The 18,782-nt window shown below is 66.8% G+C and carries 12 protein-coding genes; 4 read left to right on the top strand and 8 right to left on the bottom strand.

Going from position 1 to position 18,782, the window contains the following annotated elements; all coding sequences use genetic code 11:
- Positions 1-17 precede the first annotated feature (17 nt).
- The 7 genes from OKQ63_RS05780 to OKQ63_RS05750 form a co-directional block, all read right to left on the bottom strand.
- Complete coding sequence (locus OKQ63_RS05780; protein ID WP_264213005.1) at positions 18-1,418, bottom strand: UDP-N-acetylmuramoyl-tripeptide--D-alanyl-D-alanine ligase; 1,401 nt, start codon at positions 1,416-1,418, stop codon at positions 18-20.
- Positions 1,415-2,899 carry a UDP-N-acetylmuramoyl-L-alanyl-D-glutamate--2,6-diaminopimelate ligase gene (locus OKQ63_RS05775; RefSeq protein WP_264213004.1) on the bottom strand — a complete coding sequence of 495 codons (1,485 nt, stop codon included), beginning with the start codon at positions 2,897-2,899 and terminating at the stop codon, positions 1,415-1,417. The genes OKQ63_RS05780 and OKQ63_RS05775 overlap by 4 nt, the downstream gene beginning before the upstream one ends.
- Before the next feature lie 19 nt (positions 2,900-2,918).
- Entirely contained in the window at positions 2,919-4,703 is a 1,785-nt protein-coding gene (locus OKQ63_RS05770) for a peptidoglycan D,D-transpeptidase FtsI family protein (protein WP_264213003.1), read from the bottom strand.
- On the bottom strand, positions 4,700-5,050 hold the full coding sequence (gene ftsL / locus OKQ63_RS05765; RefSeq protein WP_264213002.1) for a cell division protein FtsL: 351 nt from the start codon (positions 5,048-5,050) through the stop codon (positions 4,700-4,702). The genes OKQ63_RS05770 and ftsL overlap by 4 nt, the downstream gene beginning before the upstream one ends.
- Entirely contained in the window at positions 5,047-6,039 is a 993-nt protein-coding gene (rsmH, locus tag OKQ63_RS05760) for a 16S rRNA (cytosine(1402)-N(4))-methyltransferase RsmH (RefSeq protein WP_264213001.1), read from the bottom strand. Before rsmH ends, ftsL begins: the two co-directional genes overlap by 4 nt.
- 3 nt (positions 6,040-6,042) lie before the next feature.
- A complete protein-coding gene (gene mraZ / locus OKQ63_RS05755) occupies positions 6,043-6,546 on the bottom strand; it encodes a division/cell wall cluster transcriptional repressor MraZ (protein ID WP_264213000.1) in 504 nt (167 codons plus the stop codon).
- An 811-nt stretch (positions 6,547-7,357) separates the two neighbouring features.
- On the bottom strand, positions 7,358-8,422 hold the full coding sequence (locus tag OKQ63_RS05750) for an Mrp/NBP35 family ATP-binding protein (protein WP_264212999.1): 1,065 nt from the start codon (positions 8,420-8,422) through the stop codon (positions 7,358-7,360).
- A gap of 360 nt (positions 8,423-8,782) precedes the next feature.
- Between OKQ63_RS05750 and OKQ63_RS05745 the strand changes: the two genes are divergently transcribed.
- Positions 8,783-8,992 carry a DUF1127 domain-containing protein gene (locus OKQ63_RS05745; RefSeq protein ID WP_264212998.1) on the top strand — a complete coding sequence of 70 codons (210 nt, stop codon included), beginning with the start codon at positions 8,783-8,785 and terminating at the stop codon, positions 8,990-8,992.
- 340 nt (positions 8,993-9,332) lie between these two features.
- Here the strand turns inward: OKQ63_RS05745 and OKQ63_RS05740 are convergent, their stop codons facing one another.
- The gene (locus tag OKQ63_RS05740; RefSeq protein WP_264212997.1) at positions 9,333-11,717 is read right to left on the bottom strand and encodes an ATP-dependent helicase; all 2,385 of its coding nucleotides are present in this window, start codon (positions 11,715-11,717) and stop codon (positions 9,333-9,335) included.
- A gap of 199 nt (positions 11,718-11,916) precedes the next feature.
- Between OKQ63_RS05740 and OKQ63_RS05735 the strand changes: the two genes are divergently transcribed.
- The 3 genes from OKQ63_RS05735 to OKQ63_RS05725 all read left to right on the top strand — a co-directional run bounded on the left by OKQ63_RS05735 (position 11,917) and on the right by OKQ63_RS05725 (position 18,731).
- Positions 11,917-13,710, top strand: coding sequence for a sensor domain-containing diguanylate cyclase (locus OKQ63_RS05735; protein WP_264212996.1), 1,794 nt, complete (start codon positions 11,917-11,919; stop codon positions 13,708-13,710).
- 109 nt (positions 13,711-13,819) lie between these two features.
- Positions 13,820-14,965: an alpha-hydroxy acid oxidase gene (locus OKQ63_RS05730; RefSeq protein ID WP_264212995.1), complete on the top strand. Its 1,146-nt coding sequence runs from the start codon at positions 13,820-13,822 to the stop codon at positions 14,963-14,965.
- A gap of 322 nt (positions 14,966-15,287) precedes the next feature.
- Complete coding sequence (locus OKQ63_RS05725; RefSeq protein WP_264212994.1) at positions 15,288-18,731, top strand: pyruvate carboxylase; 3,444 nt, start codon at positions 15,288-15,290, stop codon at positions 18,729-18,731.
- Positions 18,732-18,782 lie beyond the last annotated feature (51 nt).

Raw genomic sequence — 18,782 nt, 5'->3', positions numbered from 1 at the left:
GGCTCTTCCCCCGTTCTTTACGCGTTTTCTTGTGCCGGGCCGGATTGGCCCATTTCTCGGATGCCGTCAACGATCTTGGCCAGCGCCATGCTGAGCGAGCCCTTGGCCAGCACGATATCGCCGCCCCGCAAACCGCGTGCCAGATGCGGCACCGCGTCGGCGCTGGTTTCATACCAGCCGCCGCGTTTCGCCTCCGGCAATGCGCCATGCAGCGCCCGCATCAGCGGGCCGATGCAGTGGATCCTGTCGATGCCCTGCACCGCCTCCAGACCGGCCAGCCCGGCGTGCAGCGCCTGCTCCTGCGGGCCAAGCTCCTTCATATCGCCCACATAGGCGATCCGCCGCCCCGCGCCCGGTGTCGCCGCCAGCACCGCCAGCGCCGCCGCCATCGAGGTCGGATTGGCGTTGTAGCTGTCGTCCAGCAGGGTGATCTCTCCGCTGTCCAGCCGGATGGTCTCGCGCACGCCGCGGCCCTTGACCGGCGACCACAGCGCCAGGCTTCCGACGGCGCGCGCCGGGTCGGCCCCCAGCGCCTCCACACAGGCCAGCGCGCCGAGCGCATTCATCGCGAAATGGGCGCCCAGCGATTGGATGTGCAGCTCAACCGCGCGGCCGTTTGCGGTGGCGCGGGCCACGGTTTCCTCGCCCTCGATCGCCGCCGAAAGCAGCCTGTAGTCTTCCGCGCTGCTGCCGAACCAGCGGGCATCTGCGCCCAGATCAGCCGCCGCGTCCCGCAGCACTTGGGCCTCGGCGATATCGGCGTTCAGCACGGCCACGCCGCCGGGCTCCAGCCCTTCCATGACCGCGGCCTTCTCAGCCGCGATGCCGGCGACGTCCTCGAACGCCTCCAGATGCACCGCGGCCACGGTGGTCACCATCGCCACATGCGGGCGCGCCTGCCGTGCCAGCGGCGCGATCTCGCCCGGGTGGTTCATGCCGATCTCGATCACCGCAAATTCCGTATCGCGCGGCATCCGCGCCAGCGTCAGCGGCACCCCCCAGTGGTTGTTGTAGCTGGCCACGGCGGCATGGGTGCGGCCCTGATCGGACAGCATCCGCGCCAGCATCTCCTTGGTCGAGGTCTTGCCGACCGAACCGGTGACGGCAACCACTTTGGCCCGCGTGCGGGCCCGCGAGGCCCTGCCCAAGGCCTCCAGCCCCGCCTGCACGTCATCGACCACCAGCAGCGGCGCATCCGCCGGAACCCCGTCTGGAATGCGCGAAACCAGCGCCGCACCGGCGCCCTTCTCCAGCGCCTGCGCCACGAAGTCATGGCCGTCCCGCGCCGCCTTCAGCGCCACGAACATGTCGCCCGGCGCAAGGGTGCGGGTGTCGATCGACAGGCCGGAGACGGCCCAGCTGCCCTGCGCCCGCCCGCCGGTGGCGGCGGCGGCCTCTGCCGCGGTCCACAGCGTCATGCCAGCCTCCCGTCCAGTGCGGCCACGGCAATGCTGGCCTGCTCGGCATCATCAAACGGCAGCACCTGGTCGCCCACGGTCTGGCCGGTCTCATGCCCCTTGCCGCAGATGATCAGCGCATCGCCTGCCTGCAGCATGTCGGCGCCGCGCAGGATCGCCTCGGCGCGGTCGCCGATCTCGATGCAATCGGGCGCGCCGCCCTTCACTGCGGCGCGGATCGCCGCCGGGTCCTCGCTGCGCGGGTTGTCGTCGGTGACGATCACCACATCGGCGTTCTGATGCGCCGCCTGCCCCATCAGCGGCCGCTTGCTGGTGTCGCGGTCGCCGCCGGCGCCGACGATGGCAATCAGGCGGCCCAGCACATGCGGGCGCAGCGCCTTGATGGCGCTGGCAACGGCATCCGGGGTGTGGGCGTAATCGACAAATACGGCGGAACCGTTGCCGCGCGACGCCGCCAGCTGCATCCGGCCGCGCACGGTGGTCAGATGCGGCAGGGTTTCGAACACCCGCTCCGGGTCCTCGCCGCCGGCAATCGCCAACCCGCAGGCCAGCAGCACGTTTTCCGCCTGAAAGCCGCCGATCAGGTTGAGGCGCACCTGATAGGGCTGGTCATGCCAGGAAAACCGCATGTCCTGCCCGGTGCCGTCATAGCGCAGCCCCATCAAGTTCAGATCGCCCAAGCCGCGGCCGACGCTGATCACCTCCTGGCCGCGGGCGGCGGCCACCGCGCGCATCTCGGCGCCGCGCGGATCGTTCATGTTGATGACGGCGACGCCCTCTTCCGGCAGCACCCGGCGGAACAGGCCTGCCTTGGCAGAGAAATAGGCGTCGAATGTCTCGTGGTAATCCAGATGGTCCTGGGTGAAATTGGTGAACCCGGCGGCGGCCAGCTGCACCCCGTCCAGGCGCCGCTGGTCGAGCCCGTGCGAGGAGGCCTCCATCGCCGCATGGGTGACACCCGCCGCCGCGGCCTCTGCCAGCGCGCGGTGCAGGGTGACGGGTTCCGGCGTGGTATGGGCCAGCGGATAGCTCCAGGCGCCTTCGATGCCGGTGGTGCCCATGTTCACCGCCTCATGGCCCAGCTCCATCCAGATCTGGCGCACGAAGCTGGCGACCGAGGTCTTGCCGTTGGTGCCGGTCACCGCCACCACGGTCTGCGGCTGGCCGCCGAACCACAGCGCGGCGGCATAGGCCAGCGTCTGGCGCGGGTCCTCGACGACGACCAAAGCGGCGTGGCTTTCGTCCAGCACCTTGGCGGCGATGCCTGCGCCTGCGGCATCGGTCAGGATCGCCGAGGCGCCCTGTTCCAGCGCGGCAGGAATGAATTTGGCGCCATGCATCTGGCTGCCCGGCAGGGCCGCAAAGAGATAGCCCTCGCGCACCTCGCGGCTGTTCACCGCCAGGCCGCGGATCTGCGGGTCGGCGCCGCCGCGGGCGGTCAGCCCCAATTGGCTCAGCGGCTGGTCTGGTCTGCTGCTCATGGCGGCCCTCTGCCCTGTTTCAGTTTGAGGTGAGGGTTATACCAGTCACCTCTGCGGGTTCAACTTGCGGACGCAGCCCCAGCAGCGGCGCCACGCGCCCGATCATCTCAGCCGCCACCGGGGTGGCGGTCCAGCCGGCGGTGCGGCGCTCTTCGCCATGGGCAATGATGGACGGTTCGTCCAGTGTCACGATCAGCACGTATTCGGGGTCATGTGCCGGAAAAATAGAGGCAAAAGTGGCGATCACCTTGTCCTCGTAATAGCCGCCCTGGGGCTTGGGCTTATCCGCGGTGCCGGTCTTGCCGCCCACCTGGTAGCCCTCGACCTCGGCAAAAGAGGCCGTGCCTTCGCTCACCACCTTGCGCAGCATTCTGCGCGCGGCGGCGGCGGTGGCCTCGCTCATCACCCGTTCGCCCGGCTGCGGCCCGGCCTGCTTCAGAATCGTCGGCGCCACGTAGCGGCCGCCATTGGCAATCGCCGCATAGCCCGCCGCCAGGTGCATCGGCGTGGTCGAGATGCCGTGGCCGTAGGAAATGGTCATCGCCGACAGCTCCGACCAATTGGCCGGCAGCAGCGGCTTGCCGCCCGCCGCCTCGGAGATTTCGAACGGCACCGGCGCCAGCATGCCCAGCGAGTCGAGGAAGCTCTTCTGCCGCTCCACCCCGATCTGCTGCGCCAGCCGGGCGGTGCCGATGTTGGAGGATTTGACGATGATCTTGGTCACCGACATCTCGTTGCCGTAGTTGCGGAAATCGCGGATCGCAAAGCGGCCCCAGCGCAGCGGCCCGCGGGTGTCGATCACGGTGTCGGCGCCGACCAGCCCCAGATCCATCGCCTGCGCGGCGGTGAAGATCTTGAAGGTGGAGCCAAGCTCGTACACCCCCTGCACCGCGCGGTTGAACAGCGGGCTGACCGAGGGGTCATTGCCCGAGGCCGGCGGGCGCGGCCGGTCGTTGGGATCGAAATCCGGGAACGACACCACCGAGATCACCTCGCCGGTGTGGACATCCATCAGGATCGAGGTCGCGCCCTTGGCGTTCATCAGCTTCATGCCGCCGTACAGCACCTGCTCCGCCGCCGCCTGCACCGTCAGGTCCAGCGACAGCTGCAGCGGCTTGCCCGCATTGGCCGGATCGCGCAGGTAGGTGTCGTACTGGCGCTCGACCCCGGCGACGCCGATCACCTCGGCGGCGTTGACGCCCTCCTTGCCGAACCCGGCGCCGCCCAGCACATGCGCGGCCAGGCTGCCATTGGGGTAAAGCCGCATCTCGCGCGGGCCGAACAGGAGGCCGGGATCGCCGATGTCATGCACGGCCTGAAGCTGTTCGGGGCTGATTTTCTTCTTGACCCACAGGAACTTGCGCTTGCCCGTGAAGTCGCGGATCAGGCGGTCGCGGTCGAGGTCAGGAAAGATCTGCACCAGCTTTTCCGCAGCGCCCGCGGGGTCGATCATCTGCGGCGGCTGGGCATAGAGCGAGTGGGTCTCGAAGTTGGTGGCCAGCAGGCTGCCATTGCGGTCGACAATATCGGCGCGCTGCGCGGCAATCACGCTGCCGGGGACGCTGGCGACCGGTTCCGCCGGTTCCGACACCGCGGTCATGCCCATGCGGGCGATGATCGCCCCGAAGGCGCAGACAAAGAACAGCCCCAGCACCAGCAGCCGCCCTTCGGCGCGCTGGCGGGCCTGCACCTGCATCTCCTGATGGCGCAGGCTGATGTTTTCCGCTTCGATCACATCCGGGTTTTCGCCGGTTGCGCGGGCGTGCAGAACCCGCGCCAGCGGGCGGAGCGGGGTGCGGATCATGGCTGTCTCTCCGCGTTCAGGCCGGAGACCTCGACCTCGTTGGTGATGTCCAGCTCGTCCGGCACCGGGTAGGAGACCTCGTCCACCCGGCCGAACTGGTCGGGGCGCAGCGGCAACAGACCGAGGCTGTCGAAGTTGATGTCCGCCAGGTCGCGCAGCCGCTGCGGCCGGTTGAGATAGGCCCATTCGGCGCGCAGCACGCTGAGCCGCACCTGGGCGGCGCCGATCTGCTGCTGCAGGGCACGGGTGTCTTTCAGCACCTGCTGGGTGGCATAGTTTTCGCGGTAGGCCCAGAAGGCGAGGCCGAAGACGGCCAGGCAGGTTGCGGCATACAGCAAAGTCTTCATTTGCGCGCCTCTTTCAGCTGCGGCATTCCAAGCTCCTTGGCCGAGATCGGCCCCGGCGCCGCCTCCGTGCGGCGGCCGACCCGCAGGCGGGCGGAACGGGAACGGGGGTTGTCGGCCAGTTCCCGGTCGTCCGGCCCCACCGCCTTGCGGGTGACCAGCGTGAACTGGGAAGGGGTTTCTTCCTGCTCCGGCGCGTAGCGGTTGGCCCGGCCGGTCTTGCCCGCACGGTGCTGGAAGAAGCGTTTGACCATGCGGTCCTCAACCGAGTGGAAGGTCACGACGGCCAGCAGCCCGCCGGGCTTCAGCGCCCTTTCAGCGGCCAAGAGGCCCTCGAACAGCTCGTCATATTCGGCATTCACCGCGATGCGCAGCCCCTGGAAGCTGCGGGTCGCCGGGTGCGACTGGTTCGGCTTGGGGCGCGGCAGGCAGGATTCGATAATCTTGGCGAGGCGCAGGGTGGTGGTGATGGGTTCGATTGCGCGTTCGCGGACGATTGCCTTGGCGATGCGGCGGCTGGCGCGTTCTTCGCCGTAGTGGAACAGGATGTCGGCGATCTGCGCCTCCTCCAGCCCGGCGATCAGATCGGCGGCGGAGGGGCCGGACTGCGACATCCGCATGTCCAGCGGACCGTCCTTCATGAAGGAAAAGCCGCGCTCGGCCAGGTCCAGCTGCATCGAGGAGACGCCGAGGTCCAGCACCACGCCATCGAGGCCTTGCGCATATTCATCCATGCGGGAGAACACGCCGGGCTGCAGGATCAGGCGCTCGCCGTACTCCCCTGCCCAGGGTTTCGCGAGTTCAAACGCAAGCGGGTCGCGGTCGACGCCGATGACCTGCTCCGCCCCGGCCTCCAGCAGGCCGCGGGTGTAGCCGCCGGCCCCGAAGGTGCCGTCCAGCCAGCGTCCCGCGACCGGCGCCACCGCCTGCAGGAGCGGGCGCAGAAGGACGGGAATGTGGGGACCATTGGCAGCTTTCTGGTCCTGGGTCATGTCTCAAGCGCTCCCGGCGCCATCTAGGAATTCCATCGGATCGAAGTCTTCGGGCAGCTCTTCCATCCATTTCTCGGCCTGGGCCAGTTCCTCGGCCTCATAGGTCTCCGGCTTCCAGATCTGGAAGGTGTCGCCCGCGGCGATGAAGAAAGCCTCGGCCTCCAGGTCGATCTTGCCGCGCAGCTTGGCGGGCAGCACCAGGCGGCCGGTCTCATCCACGTTGGTCGGGAAGGACTGGCCGTGGAACATCCGCTGCAGCATCTTGCGCTGCATCGAGCCGCGCGGCAGCTGGTCGATCTTGGCGTCCACTTCTTCGATCGCCTCGATAGTATAGCATTCCAGGAAGTTCCGGCGGTCATCGCCGTAGACAATCACCAGTTCCGGGTTCTGGCCGGGCTGCCAGTTGGGGTCGGCGGCCTCCAGCACACGGCGAAAAGAGGCCGGGATTGACACCCGCCCCTTGCTGTCCACCTTGTGGTGGCTTTCGCCTCTGAACCTGCGGCCCAATTTCCCGTCCTTTTCCGCGCGTCCCTCGCGTAAATCCGTCCCCCGGAATGAAAAGGGGCGGGTTGATCTGCTGCCACTGATCAACCCGCCGCCTTGGCCCGCTATGCGGGATGTCCGACTGCGCGCGCCACCTGGGGGGATGTCTGCTCGCCCGCGCGCCGGATCTCTTTGGTCGATGAAAGCGAAGGCCTGTATGAAACCTGCTTGTTTTGTTTTGGCTTGGGGTCGTTTGGCGCCCCGTCCCTCGTCTCATTCGATGTATTAGGGATACTATGGGAATTGATGGCCCTGCAACTGTTTTCTGCCAAAAACCGCTGAAGGGCTGGCAATCCAGGCAGAGATTCGCAAGAGATTCGTGGTCTGTTCAAGCCAAAAATGCGAAGCTGTTGTGAGTTAAGCAACCGCAAACACTAGATGTAGAGGCGAGTTGCAGCGGCAATTTTTTTCCCATAGTTTCCCGCGATTCCGTCCAGCGACTCACGAACTCCGCCAGTGTTCCCCCTACGTTCGCAAGCCGGCGCTGGCGGCAGCGCCGGAAATTGCCAATTGCAGCGTTTCAGCACGGAATGATTCGCACCGGCAAGGGGGTGCGGCGGAAATCCGGGCCATGAATTCCCATGACGCCCATGATTTCCCAGCCGGCCCATGATTTCCCAGCTGTCCCATGCGGTCCCGCGCGGGGCCGCCCACCCCGCGGGACCCCGAAGCGGGCGGGCAATCCCATCTGCGCCCATCCGAAGGGGCAAACAGCAAAAAGGCCCGCCGGAAAGGCGGGCCCTAAAGAGCGCAATTGCAATGAGAGCGGCCGGCCTCAGGCCATGCCGCCCTTGACCAGCCCCTCGGCAATCCGCGCATAGGCTTGGGCCATCGGCCCCTCGCCCGCCGCCACCGGGGTGCCGCTGTCGCCGGCCAGCCGGGTCTCCAGATCAATCGGCAGCGCCCCCAGCAGCGGCAGCCCCAGCGCCTCGGCCTCGGCCGCGACGCCGCCGTGGCCGAAGATGTGATGCTCGCCGCCGCAGTCGGGACAGGTGAAGAAGGACATGTTCTCGATCAGCCCCAGCACCGGGGTCTTCAGCGTGCGGAACATGTCCATCGCCTTGCGCGCGTCCAGCAGCGCCACGTCCTGCGGGGTGGAGACCACGATGGCCCCCGACACCTCGGCCTTGGTGCACAGCGTCAGCTGCACATCGCCGGTGCCGGGCGGCAGGTCGACGATCAGCACGTCCAGCTCGCCCCAGTTCACCTGCCCCAGCATCTGCTGCAGCGCCCCCATCAGCATCGGGCCGCGCCAGACCACCGCCTTGCCCTCCTCCAGCATGAAGCCGATCGACATCAGGGTGACGCCGTGGGCGTGCAATGGCTCGATGATCTTGCCGTCCGGGCTGGCGGGGCGGCCGGAGGCGCCCATCATGCGGGGCTGCGAGGGGCCGTAGATATCCGCGTCCAGAAGCCCGACCTTGCGCCCCTGCCTGGCCAGCGCCACCGCAAGGTTGGAGGCGACGGTGGATTTCCCCACCCCGCCCTTGCCCGAGCCGACGGCCAGGATGCGCTGGACGCCCGCCGGCTTCAGCGGTTCCGCCTGCGGTTTCGGATGGCCGCCGATCTTGAGGCTGGGAGCGGGCTGCTGCGGCGCATGGGCGGTGAGCGCGGCAGAGACCGTCTCCACCCCTTCCAGCGCCAGCACCGCCGCCTCCGCCGCCTTGCGCAGCGGCTCCATCAGCTTGGCGATCTCGGGGCTGGGCGCTTCGATCACGAAGCTCACCTTGCCGCCCTCGACGCGCAGTGCCCGCAGCAAGTCGCGCGACACCAGCGTGCCGCCATCCGGCAGGGCCAGCCGCTCAAGGGCGGCGCGAATCTGTTCCTGGGATACCGGCATGGCTGTTCTCCTGCTGCTGTCCGCCCCTGTATAGGCCGCCGCGGCGCGGCCGGAAACCCGTGCCGGAGACGGGACCGGCAGCAGGGCCCGGAGGGAAAGGCAAGCGCGGCGCGGCAGCCCTGCCGCCATTTGCGGCAGTTTGCTGCGAAAACCGGCAGCCGCGGCGGGTGCGGCAAAAATCTTCAGCAGTTTCCAGAGCATAGGGACCCGCCACCCATGCGCTCGCTGCATATCCGGATTGACGAAGCACGGGATTGTGCATCTGCAGCATATCCTTAAATTGTGTCTCAAGCGGCGCCACTGAGGCGCTGGACGATCACGGCGCAACCGGCGCACACGGCAAGACGAAGGAACGGATCCATGGCAGCAGCACAACAGATCTCCGCGGTGAGCATTGCATCCCCGGTGGGTTTCCTGGACTCGCTGATGGTGAAGTTTGTCCGCTACCGGCTGTACCGCCGGACCGTCAACGAGCTGTCGGAACTGACGGCCCGCGATCTGGCCGATCTGGGCCTGAACCGGTCCGAAATCAAACGCGTCGCCTATCAGGCGGCCTACGAACACAACTGATAGAGATCAGGTCCTTTCTCCTCCTCCCTTGAAGGGCCTGTCCTACGCGGCGGCATCCTCCTCCTCCCTGATGCCGCCGCACCCTATACCGGTCAGAAACCGGGCACAGATACACCGGGCCTCCTCCTCCCTGGTTTCCGGTGTGTGACAGAACGGCGGCGCCCCTCCTCCCTGGGCGCCGCCGTTTTTGCATTCTGTCTTCCCTGAATCGGGTTTACCGCCCGCACGGCGCGCAGGCTGACGCCGCCGGCCGACCGCGGCGCTGCACGGAAGCTTTGGGCAAGACCGTGGCGCAGGCGCGGCGGGCAGCCGGTCAGGCCGGCTCAATCAAACGGGGCCCTCAGAACGGAACGTCATCCGTGGCCGTTACAAAGCGGGCCACGACCTTCTTGCTGCCGGCCTTTTCAAATTCCACTTCCAGCTTGTCGCCCTCGATGCCGGTGATGGCGCCGTAGCCGAACTTCTGGTGGAACACCCGCTCGCCCAGGGTGAAGCTGGAGGTGGCGGTGAGGTCGATCACCTGATGCTTGCTTTCCTTCGGCTGCGACAGCCCGCGCTGGCCGGCCCGGGCCTGCATCCGCTTCCAGCCCGGCGAGTTGTAGCCATCGGCCTGCGCCACGCGCTCGTCAATGGTGGAGCGCACCTGCGCGCCGCCCATAGTGGAACCGCCCATGGATCCGCCCGGTGCCGCGGCGCCGTAGCCGCCGCCGTAAAGGCCCGGCGGGGTCAGCACCTCGACATGGTCCTCGGGCAGCTCGTCGATGAAGCGCGAGGGCAGCTGCGACTGCCACTGGCCGAACACCCGGCGGTTGCCGGCAAAGGAGATGGTGCAGATTTCCTCGGCCCGGGTGATTCCCACATAGGCAAGGCGGCGTTCCTCCTCCAGCCCCTTGAGGCCGGTTTCGTCCATCGAGCGCTGCGAAGGGAACAGACCATCCTCCCAGCCCGGCAGGAACACGGCCGGGAATTCCAGGCCCTTGGCCGCGTGCAGGGTCATGATCGAGACCTTTTCGTCCGCGTCCTGCTTGTCGTTGTCCATGACCAGGCTGACATGTTCGAGGAAGCCCTGCAGGTTCTCGAAGGATTCGAGCGCCTTCACCAGTTCCTTGAGGTTTTCCAGACGGCCCGGCGAATCCGGGTTCTTGTCGTTCTGCCACATGGTTGTGTAGCCCGACTCGTCGAGGATGATTTCGGCCAGTTCCATATGGGTGATGTCCGCGTCGCCGGCCATGCGGCCCCAGCGGGCGATACCTTCGACCAGCTGGCGCAGGGCGCCGCCGCCCTTGCCCTTGATCTGGCCGCTGTCGACCGCCAGCCGCGCGCCCTCCACCAGCGAAACGCCGTTTTCGCGGGCCAGCCCCTGAATGGTCTGCTGCGCCTTGTCGCCAAGGCCGCGTTTCGGCGTGTTGACGATGCGCTCGAACGCCAGATCGTCGTCGGGCGAGACCACGACGCGGAAATAGGCCATCGCATCGCGGATCTCCATCCGCTCATAGAAGCGCGGGCCGCCGATCACCCGGTAGGGCAGACCGATGGTGAGGAAGCGGTCCTCGAACGCGCGCATCTGGTGCGAGGCGCGGACCAGGATCGCCATGCTGTTGAGGCCGATGGGGCGCTGGCCGCGGGTGCCGCGCTGCATCGTTTCAATCTCTTCGCCGATCCAGCGGGCCTCTTCCTCGCCGTCCCAATGGCCGATCAGGCGCACCTTTTCGCCGTCGCCGGCATCGGTCCACAGTTCCTTGCCCAAGCGGCCCTCGTTGCCGCGGATCACCCCCGCGGCGGCGGCGAGGATATGGCCGGTGGAGCGGTAGTTCTGCTCCAGCCGGACCACCATGGCGCCCGGGAAATCCTTTTCGAACCGCAGGATGTTGCCGACCTCGGCGCCGCGCCAGCCGTAGATCGACTGGTCGTCGTCGCCGACGCAGCAGACGTTCTTGTGCGCGCCGGCCAGCAGCCGCAGCCAGAGGTACTGGGCGACGTTGGTATCCTGGTATTCGTCCACCATGATGTAGCGGAACCAGCGCTGGTACTGCTCCAGCACATCCGCATGGGTCTGAAAGATCGTCACCATGTGCAAGAGCAGGTCGCCGAAATCCACCGCGTTCAGCTCGCGCAGGCGGGTCTGGTACAAAGCATAGAATTCGGCGCCGCGGCTGTTGTAGGCGCCGGCATCGGCAGCGGGCACCCTGTCCGGGGTCAGGGCGCGGTTCTTCCAGTCGTCGATGATGTTTGCCAGCATCCGGGCGGGCCAGCGCTTGTCGTCGATGCCCGCGGCCTGGATCAGCTGCTTGAGCAGGCGGATCTGGTCGTCGGTGTCGAGGATGGTGAAATTCGATTTCAGCCCCGCCAGTTCGGCGTGGCGGCGCAAAAGCTTGACGCAGATCGAGTGGAAGGTGCCAAGCCAGGGCATGCCCTCGACCGCCTGCCCGAGCATGCCTGCCACGCGCTCCTTCATCTCGCGGGCGGCCTTGTTGGTGAAAGTCACCGACAGGATCTCGTTCGGGCGGGCGCGGCCGGTGCTGAGAAGATGCACGATGCGCGTGGTCAGCGCCTTGGTCTTGCCGGTGCCCGCCCCCGCCAGCATCAGCACCGGGCCGTCCAGGCATTCCACCGCCTCGCGCTGCGCCGGGTTGAGGCTGTCCAGATAAGGCATCGGCCGCGCCTGCATGGCGCGGGCCGACAATGATGCGCCCTCAAAGGCGTCCATTTCGTCAAAACTGCTCATGGCCGTGATCCTAACGTGATTCAAGCCCGGCGGGAAGAGGACGTTCACAGTCTGTTCCAAGGAAAACCGCGGCATCCGCCCGCCCCCATTCCAAGGCCTGAGCGGGGGCTGCCTGCAGATTAACGCGTCCTCAATCACTCCCGGCTTACGCTCGCGGGGCCGCCCCTGCGGAAACCCGGACTATTTCAGGCGCCGATGCATGACAAGGAATTTGAAATCCAGCCTCGCCGACAACGTCCGCGGCCTGTCCCTGATCCTTGTCCTGATTGCTGCCGCGGCGGTGTCTGGCTGGGCTGTTCTGGCTGTTCCCGAACCGATTGTCGACCGGATGCTGGAAGCCGACATGCGCAAGCAGGCCGAACTGTGGCAGCGGCGGGTCATCCTGCATATGGCCGATCCGGAGGCCACCTTCGAAGGCGGGCGCATTCAGCCCGGGGATGCCCGCGCGCTGTCTTTGCTGCCGGCGGAAACGGATGTCTTCCTGTTCCGCCTGCTCACCTCCGACGGGCAGATCTTCTGGTCCACCCGGCCGGAGGAAATCGGAGAATACGAGGTCAACGCCTTTTTCAGCAGCATCGTGGCCCGGGGCGAAACCTATTATCACCATCAGGCGCGCGCCGCCTTCGAGGTGGACGGGTTCCCGCTTCATGCCAGCGGTTATGATTCCAGTATTCTGCGCGACATAGCCGAGGTCTATGTGCCGTTGATGCACAATGGCCATTTCGACGGCGCCATCGATTTTCACACCGACATCACCGGGCTGCGGGACACCTTCATCCGCCGCGCCCGGCTGTCGCTGGCGGTGCTGACATCGATTGCGCTGCTTGCCATGACCATTGCGGTCTATGTGGTTTTCAGAACCAACAGGTTCAGCATGGACCAGATGCGCCAGCGCAATGAAACCGAGCGCAGCATTCTGGACGAGCAGCTGCGGCTGGCGCGCGAGGTCCAGCTGCTGGGGGAGCTGAACGAATGGCTGCAGTCGAGCCGCTCGCTGGATGAGCTGTTCGAGATGGTTGCCCACTTCATGACCCATATCCTGCCGGCGGCGGAAGGCAGCGTCTATGTCTACTCCAACTCGCGCGATGTGCTGGACGGCTGCGCCAGCTGGAACGGCGGCAGCCACAAGGATCACATCCACCCCGGGGAATGCTGGGGGCTGCGCCGGGGCCGGACCTATGAATTCGGCACCTCGGGGATCGATTTTGTCTGCGCGCACGCGGAGCCGCATGACGGCCGGAGCTATTACTGCTTTCCGATCCTGGCCCATGGCGAGACCGTCGGCCTGATGCATCTGCGCGCGACCACCGGCACCACCCAGGAATTTGCCGCCAGCAAGAGGCTGGCGCAGACCTGCGCCGAGCAGATCTCGATGGCGATTGCCAATGTGCGGATGCGCGATCAGCTGCACGACCAGTCGGTGCGCGATCCGCTGACCGGGCTGTTCAACCGCCGCCACATGACGGAAACCCTGCGCAAGAGCATCAATGCCAGCCAGGCCAGCGGCCAGCGGCTGAGCATTGTGTCGATCGACGTGGACCACTTCAAGAAATTCAACGACACCCATGGCCATGATGCCGGCGACATGGTGCTGCGCGCGGTGGGGTCGGTGCTGGAGCAGGCCTGCGACGGCGACGAGGCGGCCTGCCGCCCCGGCGGCGAGGAGTTCACGCTGATCCTGCCCGGCCTCAGCCAGGAGGATGTGATGACCAGGGCCGAACTGCTGCGCCAGGGCGTCGAGGACGTGGTGGTGCGCTATGGCGAAAAGGCGCTGCCGCGGATCACCATTTCGCTGGGCATTGCGCATTATCCGGCGCATGGCACCATGCCCCAGGACCTGCTGCGCGCCTCCGACGAGGCCCTGTATGACGCCAAGGCCAAAGGCCGCAACCAGATCTGCGTTGCCGCAGCTGCGGCCCCTGCCCCCCGCAATCCATCTGCGCGGCCGGACCCCGGCGGCGCGCAGGACGGGGACAGCGGCGCGGCTGCATAAGGCTTTGCCCCGGCGATGCCGGCAGCTGCCCCCCCCCCGGCGGCGCCGGCAACTGCGGGCTGCGGCCCTTTTCCTTGCGGAATCCGCGGCGGCGCGTACCAATGCCCGCATGGACCTGCATCAGCGTTATCCCGGCCTCGAAGACCTGAAACGCCGCGCCGAACGGCGGCTGCCGCGGTTTGTCTGGGACTATCTGGACAGCGGCACCGGTGCAGAGGCCGCCCGCGCGCGCAACCGCGCGGGCCTCGACCGGACCGGATTCCTGCCCTCCGTCCTGCACGGGCCGATGGAGCCGGACCTCTCGGCGCCGTTCCTGGGCACGGGCTACCCGCTGCCTTTCGGGGCGGCTCCGGTGGGCATGTCCGGCCTGATCTGGCCGGATGCCGAAGGCATCCTGGCCCGCAGCGCCGCTGCCGCGGGGATCCCCTTTTGCCTGTCCACCGTGGCCAGCCAGTCGCCCGAGGACCTGGCGCCGCACCTGGGAAACCACGCCTGGTTCCAGCTGTATCCGCCCAAGGACGAGGCCATCCGCGCCGATCTGCTGGCGCGGGCGCGGCATGCCGGGGTCCGCACGCTGGTGCTGACGGTGGATGTGCCCGCCGCCTCGCGCCGCGAGCGGCAGACCCGCTCCGGCCTGACCCAGCCGCCGCGGCTGAGCGCGCGGCTGCTGGCGCAGATCGCGCGGCGCCCGGCCTGGGCGCTTGGCATGGCGCGCCGGGGGCTGCCGCGGATGCGCACGCTGGACAAATACATCGCCGCGCCGCAGGCCGGCCTGCCGCCGACGGCCCACATCGGCTACCTGCTGCGCACCTCGCCCGATTGGGAGTATGTGCATTGGCTGCGGCGCAACTGGGATGGCCCTTTCATCATCAAGGGGGTGCTGCGCGCCGCGGATGCCAAGCGGCTGGAGGAGGCCGGCGCCGATGCGGTCTGGGTGTCCAACCATGGCGGGCGGCAGTTCGACGGCTGCCCGGCCGCCATCGACCTGCTGCCGCAGATCCGCGCCGCGGTGGCCATTCCGCTGATCTTCGACAGCGGCATCGAAGGCGGGCTGGACATTCTGCGGGCGCTGGCCCTGGGCGCGGACTTCGTCATGCTGGGCCGCGCCTTCCACTATGCGCTGGCCGCGCTTGGCGCGGGCGGCCCGGCCCATCTGATCGACATCCTGGCCAGGGACATGCAGGCCAATATGAGCCAGCTTGGGCTGTCAAAGCTGAGCGGCGCGCGCGGCCTGCAGCTGCGCAAACCGGTCTGACTGCGCCCGCTTCCGGCGCAATCCGGGCAAATTCAGGGGAATTGCGCCAAAATGACGCAGCGCCCGCACCCTTTTTATGCTGCGCTGCAGAAAAATAGTTACAAAATAATGCTGCGGATGCGAAATTTTGCAGAATCTGTACCTGTTTGCGCCGCACCCGGCAGCCCGCCGCCGGCCGGGGCAATGGGCAAACGACGGATCACGAATGGAAAAACAGGCCGCTTGAGAGCGCAATCATGCCGGAAATACCCAGAACTACTGTTGTGCGGTTCGCTAATATCCGCCTAACACTGCACCAACTTGCACGGACCCCGAGGGTGACATGACCGACTTCAAAAAAATCCTGATTGCCAACCGTGGTGAGATCGCCATCCGCGTGATGCGCGCCGCCAACGAGATGGGCAAGCGCACCGTCGCCGTCTATGCCGAGGAAGACAAGCTCGGCCTGCACCGGTTCAAGGCGGATGAAGCCTACCGGATCGGCGAGGGCATGGGCCCGGTCGCGGCGTATCTGTCGATCGACGAGATCATCCGCGTCGCCAAGGAATGCGGCGCCGATGCGATCCATCCGGGCTACGGCCTGCTGTCGGAGAACCCCGATTTCGTCGATGCCTGTGCGCGCAACGGCATCACCTTCATCGGCCCCAAGGCGGAAACCATGCGCGCGCTTGGCGACAAGGCCAGCGCCCGCCGCGTTGCGATCGAGGCCGGGGTGCCGGTGATTCCGGCCACCGAGGTGCTGGGCGACGACATGGACGCGATCCGCAAGGAAGCGGCTGAGGTCGGCTACCCGTTGATGCTGAAGGCGTCCTGGGGCGGCGGCGGCCGCGGCATGCGGCCGATCCACTCCGAAAAGGAGCTGGAAGAGAAGGTTCTGGAAGGCCGCCGCGAGGCGGAAGCCGCATTCGGCAACGGCGAGGGCTATCTGGAAAAGATGATCACCCGCGCCCGCCACGTCGAGGTGCAGATCCTGGGCGACAAGGACGGCAACATCTACCACCTGTATGAGCGCGACTGCTCGGTGCAGCGCCGCAACCAGAAAGTGGTGGAGCGCGCCCCGGCCCCCTATCTGACCGAGGAACAGCGTGCCGAGATCTGCGACCTGGGCCGCAAGATCTGCCAGCATGTGAACTATGAATGCGCGGGCACCGTCGAATTCCTGATGGATATGGAATCCGGCAAGTTCTACTTCATCGAAGTGAACCCGCGGGTGCAGGTGGAGCATACCGTGACCGAAGAGGTCACCGGCATCGACATCGTGCAGGCGCAGATCCTGATCGCCGAGGGCAAGAGCATTGCCGAAGCGACCGGCAAGTCCAGCCAGGATGAGATCCGCCTGCACGGCCACGCGTTGCAGACCCGGGTGACCACCGAGGATCCGCTGAACAACTTCATCCCCGATTACGGCCGCATCACCGCCTACCGCTCGGCCACCGGCATGGGCATCCGCCTGGACGGCGGCACGGCTTACGCGGGCGGCGTGATCACCCGCTATTATGACTCGCTGCTGACCAAGGTGACCGCCTGGGCGCCGACGCCGGAGAAGGCGATTGCCCGCATGGACCGCGCGCTGCGCGAATTCCGGGTGCGCGGTGTCAGCACCAACATCGCGTTTGTCGAGAACCTGCTGAAGCACCCGACCTTCCTGTCGAATGAATACACCACCAAGTTCATCGACGAGACGCCGGACCTGTTCCAGTTCAAGAAGCGGCGCGACCGCGGCACCAAGGTGCTGACCTACATCGCCGACATCACCGTGAACGGCCACCCGGAGACCGAAGGCCGCGCGGCGCCCGCCGCCGACCTGAAGGAGCCGCGCGCGCCGCATGCGGAGCCGGGCAACCTGCCCTATGGCACCCGCAACCTCTTGGAGCAGAAGGGTGCGCAGGCGGTGGCCGACTGGATGAAGGCGCAGCGCCAGCTGCTCTTGACCGACACCACCATGCGCGACGGCCACCAGTCGCTGCTGGCGACCCGGATGCGTTCGATCGACATGATCAAGGTGGCGCCGGCCTATGCGCAGAACCTGAGCCAGCTGTTCTCGGTCGAATGCTGGGGCGGTGCGACCTTCGACGTGGCCTACCGCTTCCTGCAGGAATGCCCCTGGCAGCGCCTGCGCGATCTGCGCGAGCGGATGCCGAACGTGATGACCCAGATGCTGCTGCGCGCCTCCAACGGCGTCGGCTACACCAACTACCCGGACAACGTGGTGCAGGAATTCGTGCGCCAGGCGGCGAAAACCGGCGTTGACGTGTTCCGCGTCTTCGACAGCCTGAACTGGGTCGAGAACATGCGCGTCGCGATGGACGCGGTGGTCGAGAGCGGCAAGGTCTGCGAAGGCACCATCTGCTATACCGGCGACATCCTGGACCCGAACCGTGCCAAGTACGACCTGAAGTATTATGTCGGCATGGCCAAGGAGATGGAAGCGGCCGGCGCCCATATCCTGGGCCTGAAGGACATGGCGGGCCTCCTGAAGCCTGCCGCTGCCCGCCAGCTGATCAAGGCGCTGAAGGAAGAGGTCGGCCTGCCGGTCCACTTCCACACCCACGACACCTCGGGCGTGGCCGGTGCCACCATCCTGGCGGCGGCCGACGCCGGCGTCGATGCGGTGGATGCAGCGATGGATGCGTTCTCGGGCGGCACCTCGCAGCCCTGCCTCGGCTCCATCGTCGAAGCCCTGCGCAATACCGACCGCGACACCGGCATCGACATCGCCAAGGTGCGCGAGATCTCCGGTTACTGGGAGCAGGTGCGGGCGCAGTACGCAGCGTTCGAGAGCGGTCTGCAGGCGCCGGCCTCCGAAGTCTATCTGCACGAGATGCCGGGCGGCCAGTTCACCAACCTGAAGGCGCAGGCGCGTTCCCTGGGGCTTGAGGAGAAATGGGCCGACGTGGCGCAGACCTATGCCGACGTGAACCAGATGTTCGGCGATATCGTCAAGGTGACGCCGTCCTCCAAGGTGGTTGGCGACATGGCGCTGATGATGGTCAGCCAGGGCCTGACCCGGGCGCAGGTGGAGGACCCGGCAACCGACGTGGCCTTCCCCGACTCGGTGGTCGACATGATGCGCGGCAACCTGGGCCAGCCCCCGGGCGGCTTTCCCGAAGGCATCGTTGCCAAGGTGCTGAAGGGCGACGCGCCGAACCTGGAGCGCCCGGGCGCGCATCTGGCGCCGGTCGACCTGGAAGCGGTGCGCGCGGAGCTCAGCAAGGAGCTGGAAGGCTTTACCGTCGATGACGAGGACCTGAACGGCTACCTGATGTACCCGAAGGTATTCCTGGACTACATGGGCCGCCACCGCCAGTACGGGCCCGTTCGCACCCTGCCGACCCGCACCTTCTTCTATGGCATGGAGCCGGGCGAGGAGATCACCGCCGAGATCGATCCGGGCAAGACCCTGGAAATCCGTCTGCAGGCAATCTCCGAGACCGACGAGAAAGGCGAGGTGAAGGTGTTCTTCGAGCTGAACGGCCAGCCCCGCGTGATCCGGGTGCCGAACCGTCTGGTCAAGGCCTCGACCCAGGCCAACCCCAAGGCCGAAGCCGGCAACCCGAACCATGTCGGCGCGCCGATGCCGGGTGTCGTCGCCAGCATTGCAGTGCATCCGGGCCAGCAGGTGAAAGAGGGCGACATGCTGCTGACCATCGAGGCGATGAAAATGGAAACCGGCATCCACGCCGAGCGCGACGCGGTGGTGAAAGCCGTCCACGTTCAGGCCGGTGGCCAGATCGATGCCAAGGACCTGCTGATCGAGCTGGAATAAGCAGCACGGTCTGATGTGAAAACAATGGGCGCCCTGCCAATCGGCGGGGCG

The organism is Leisingera thetidis, assembly GCF_025857195.1.
GTDB lineage: Bacteria > Pseudomonadota > Alphaproteobacteria > Rhodobacterales > Rhodobacteraceae > Leisingera > Leisingera thetidis.
The sequence above is the reverse complement of the archived record's forward strand: the minus strand, read 5'-3'. Positions and strand labels throughout refer to the sequence as shown.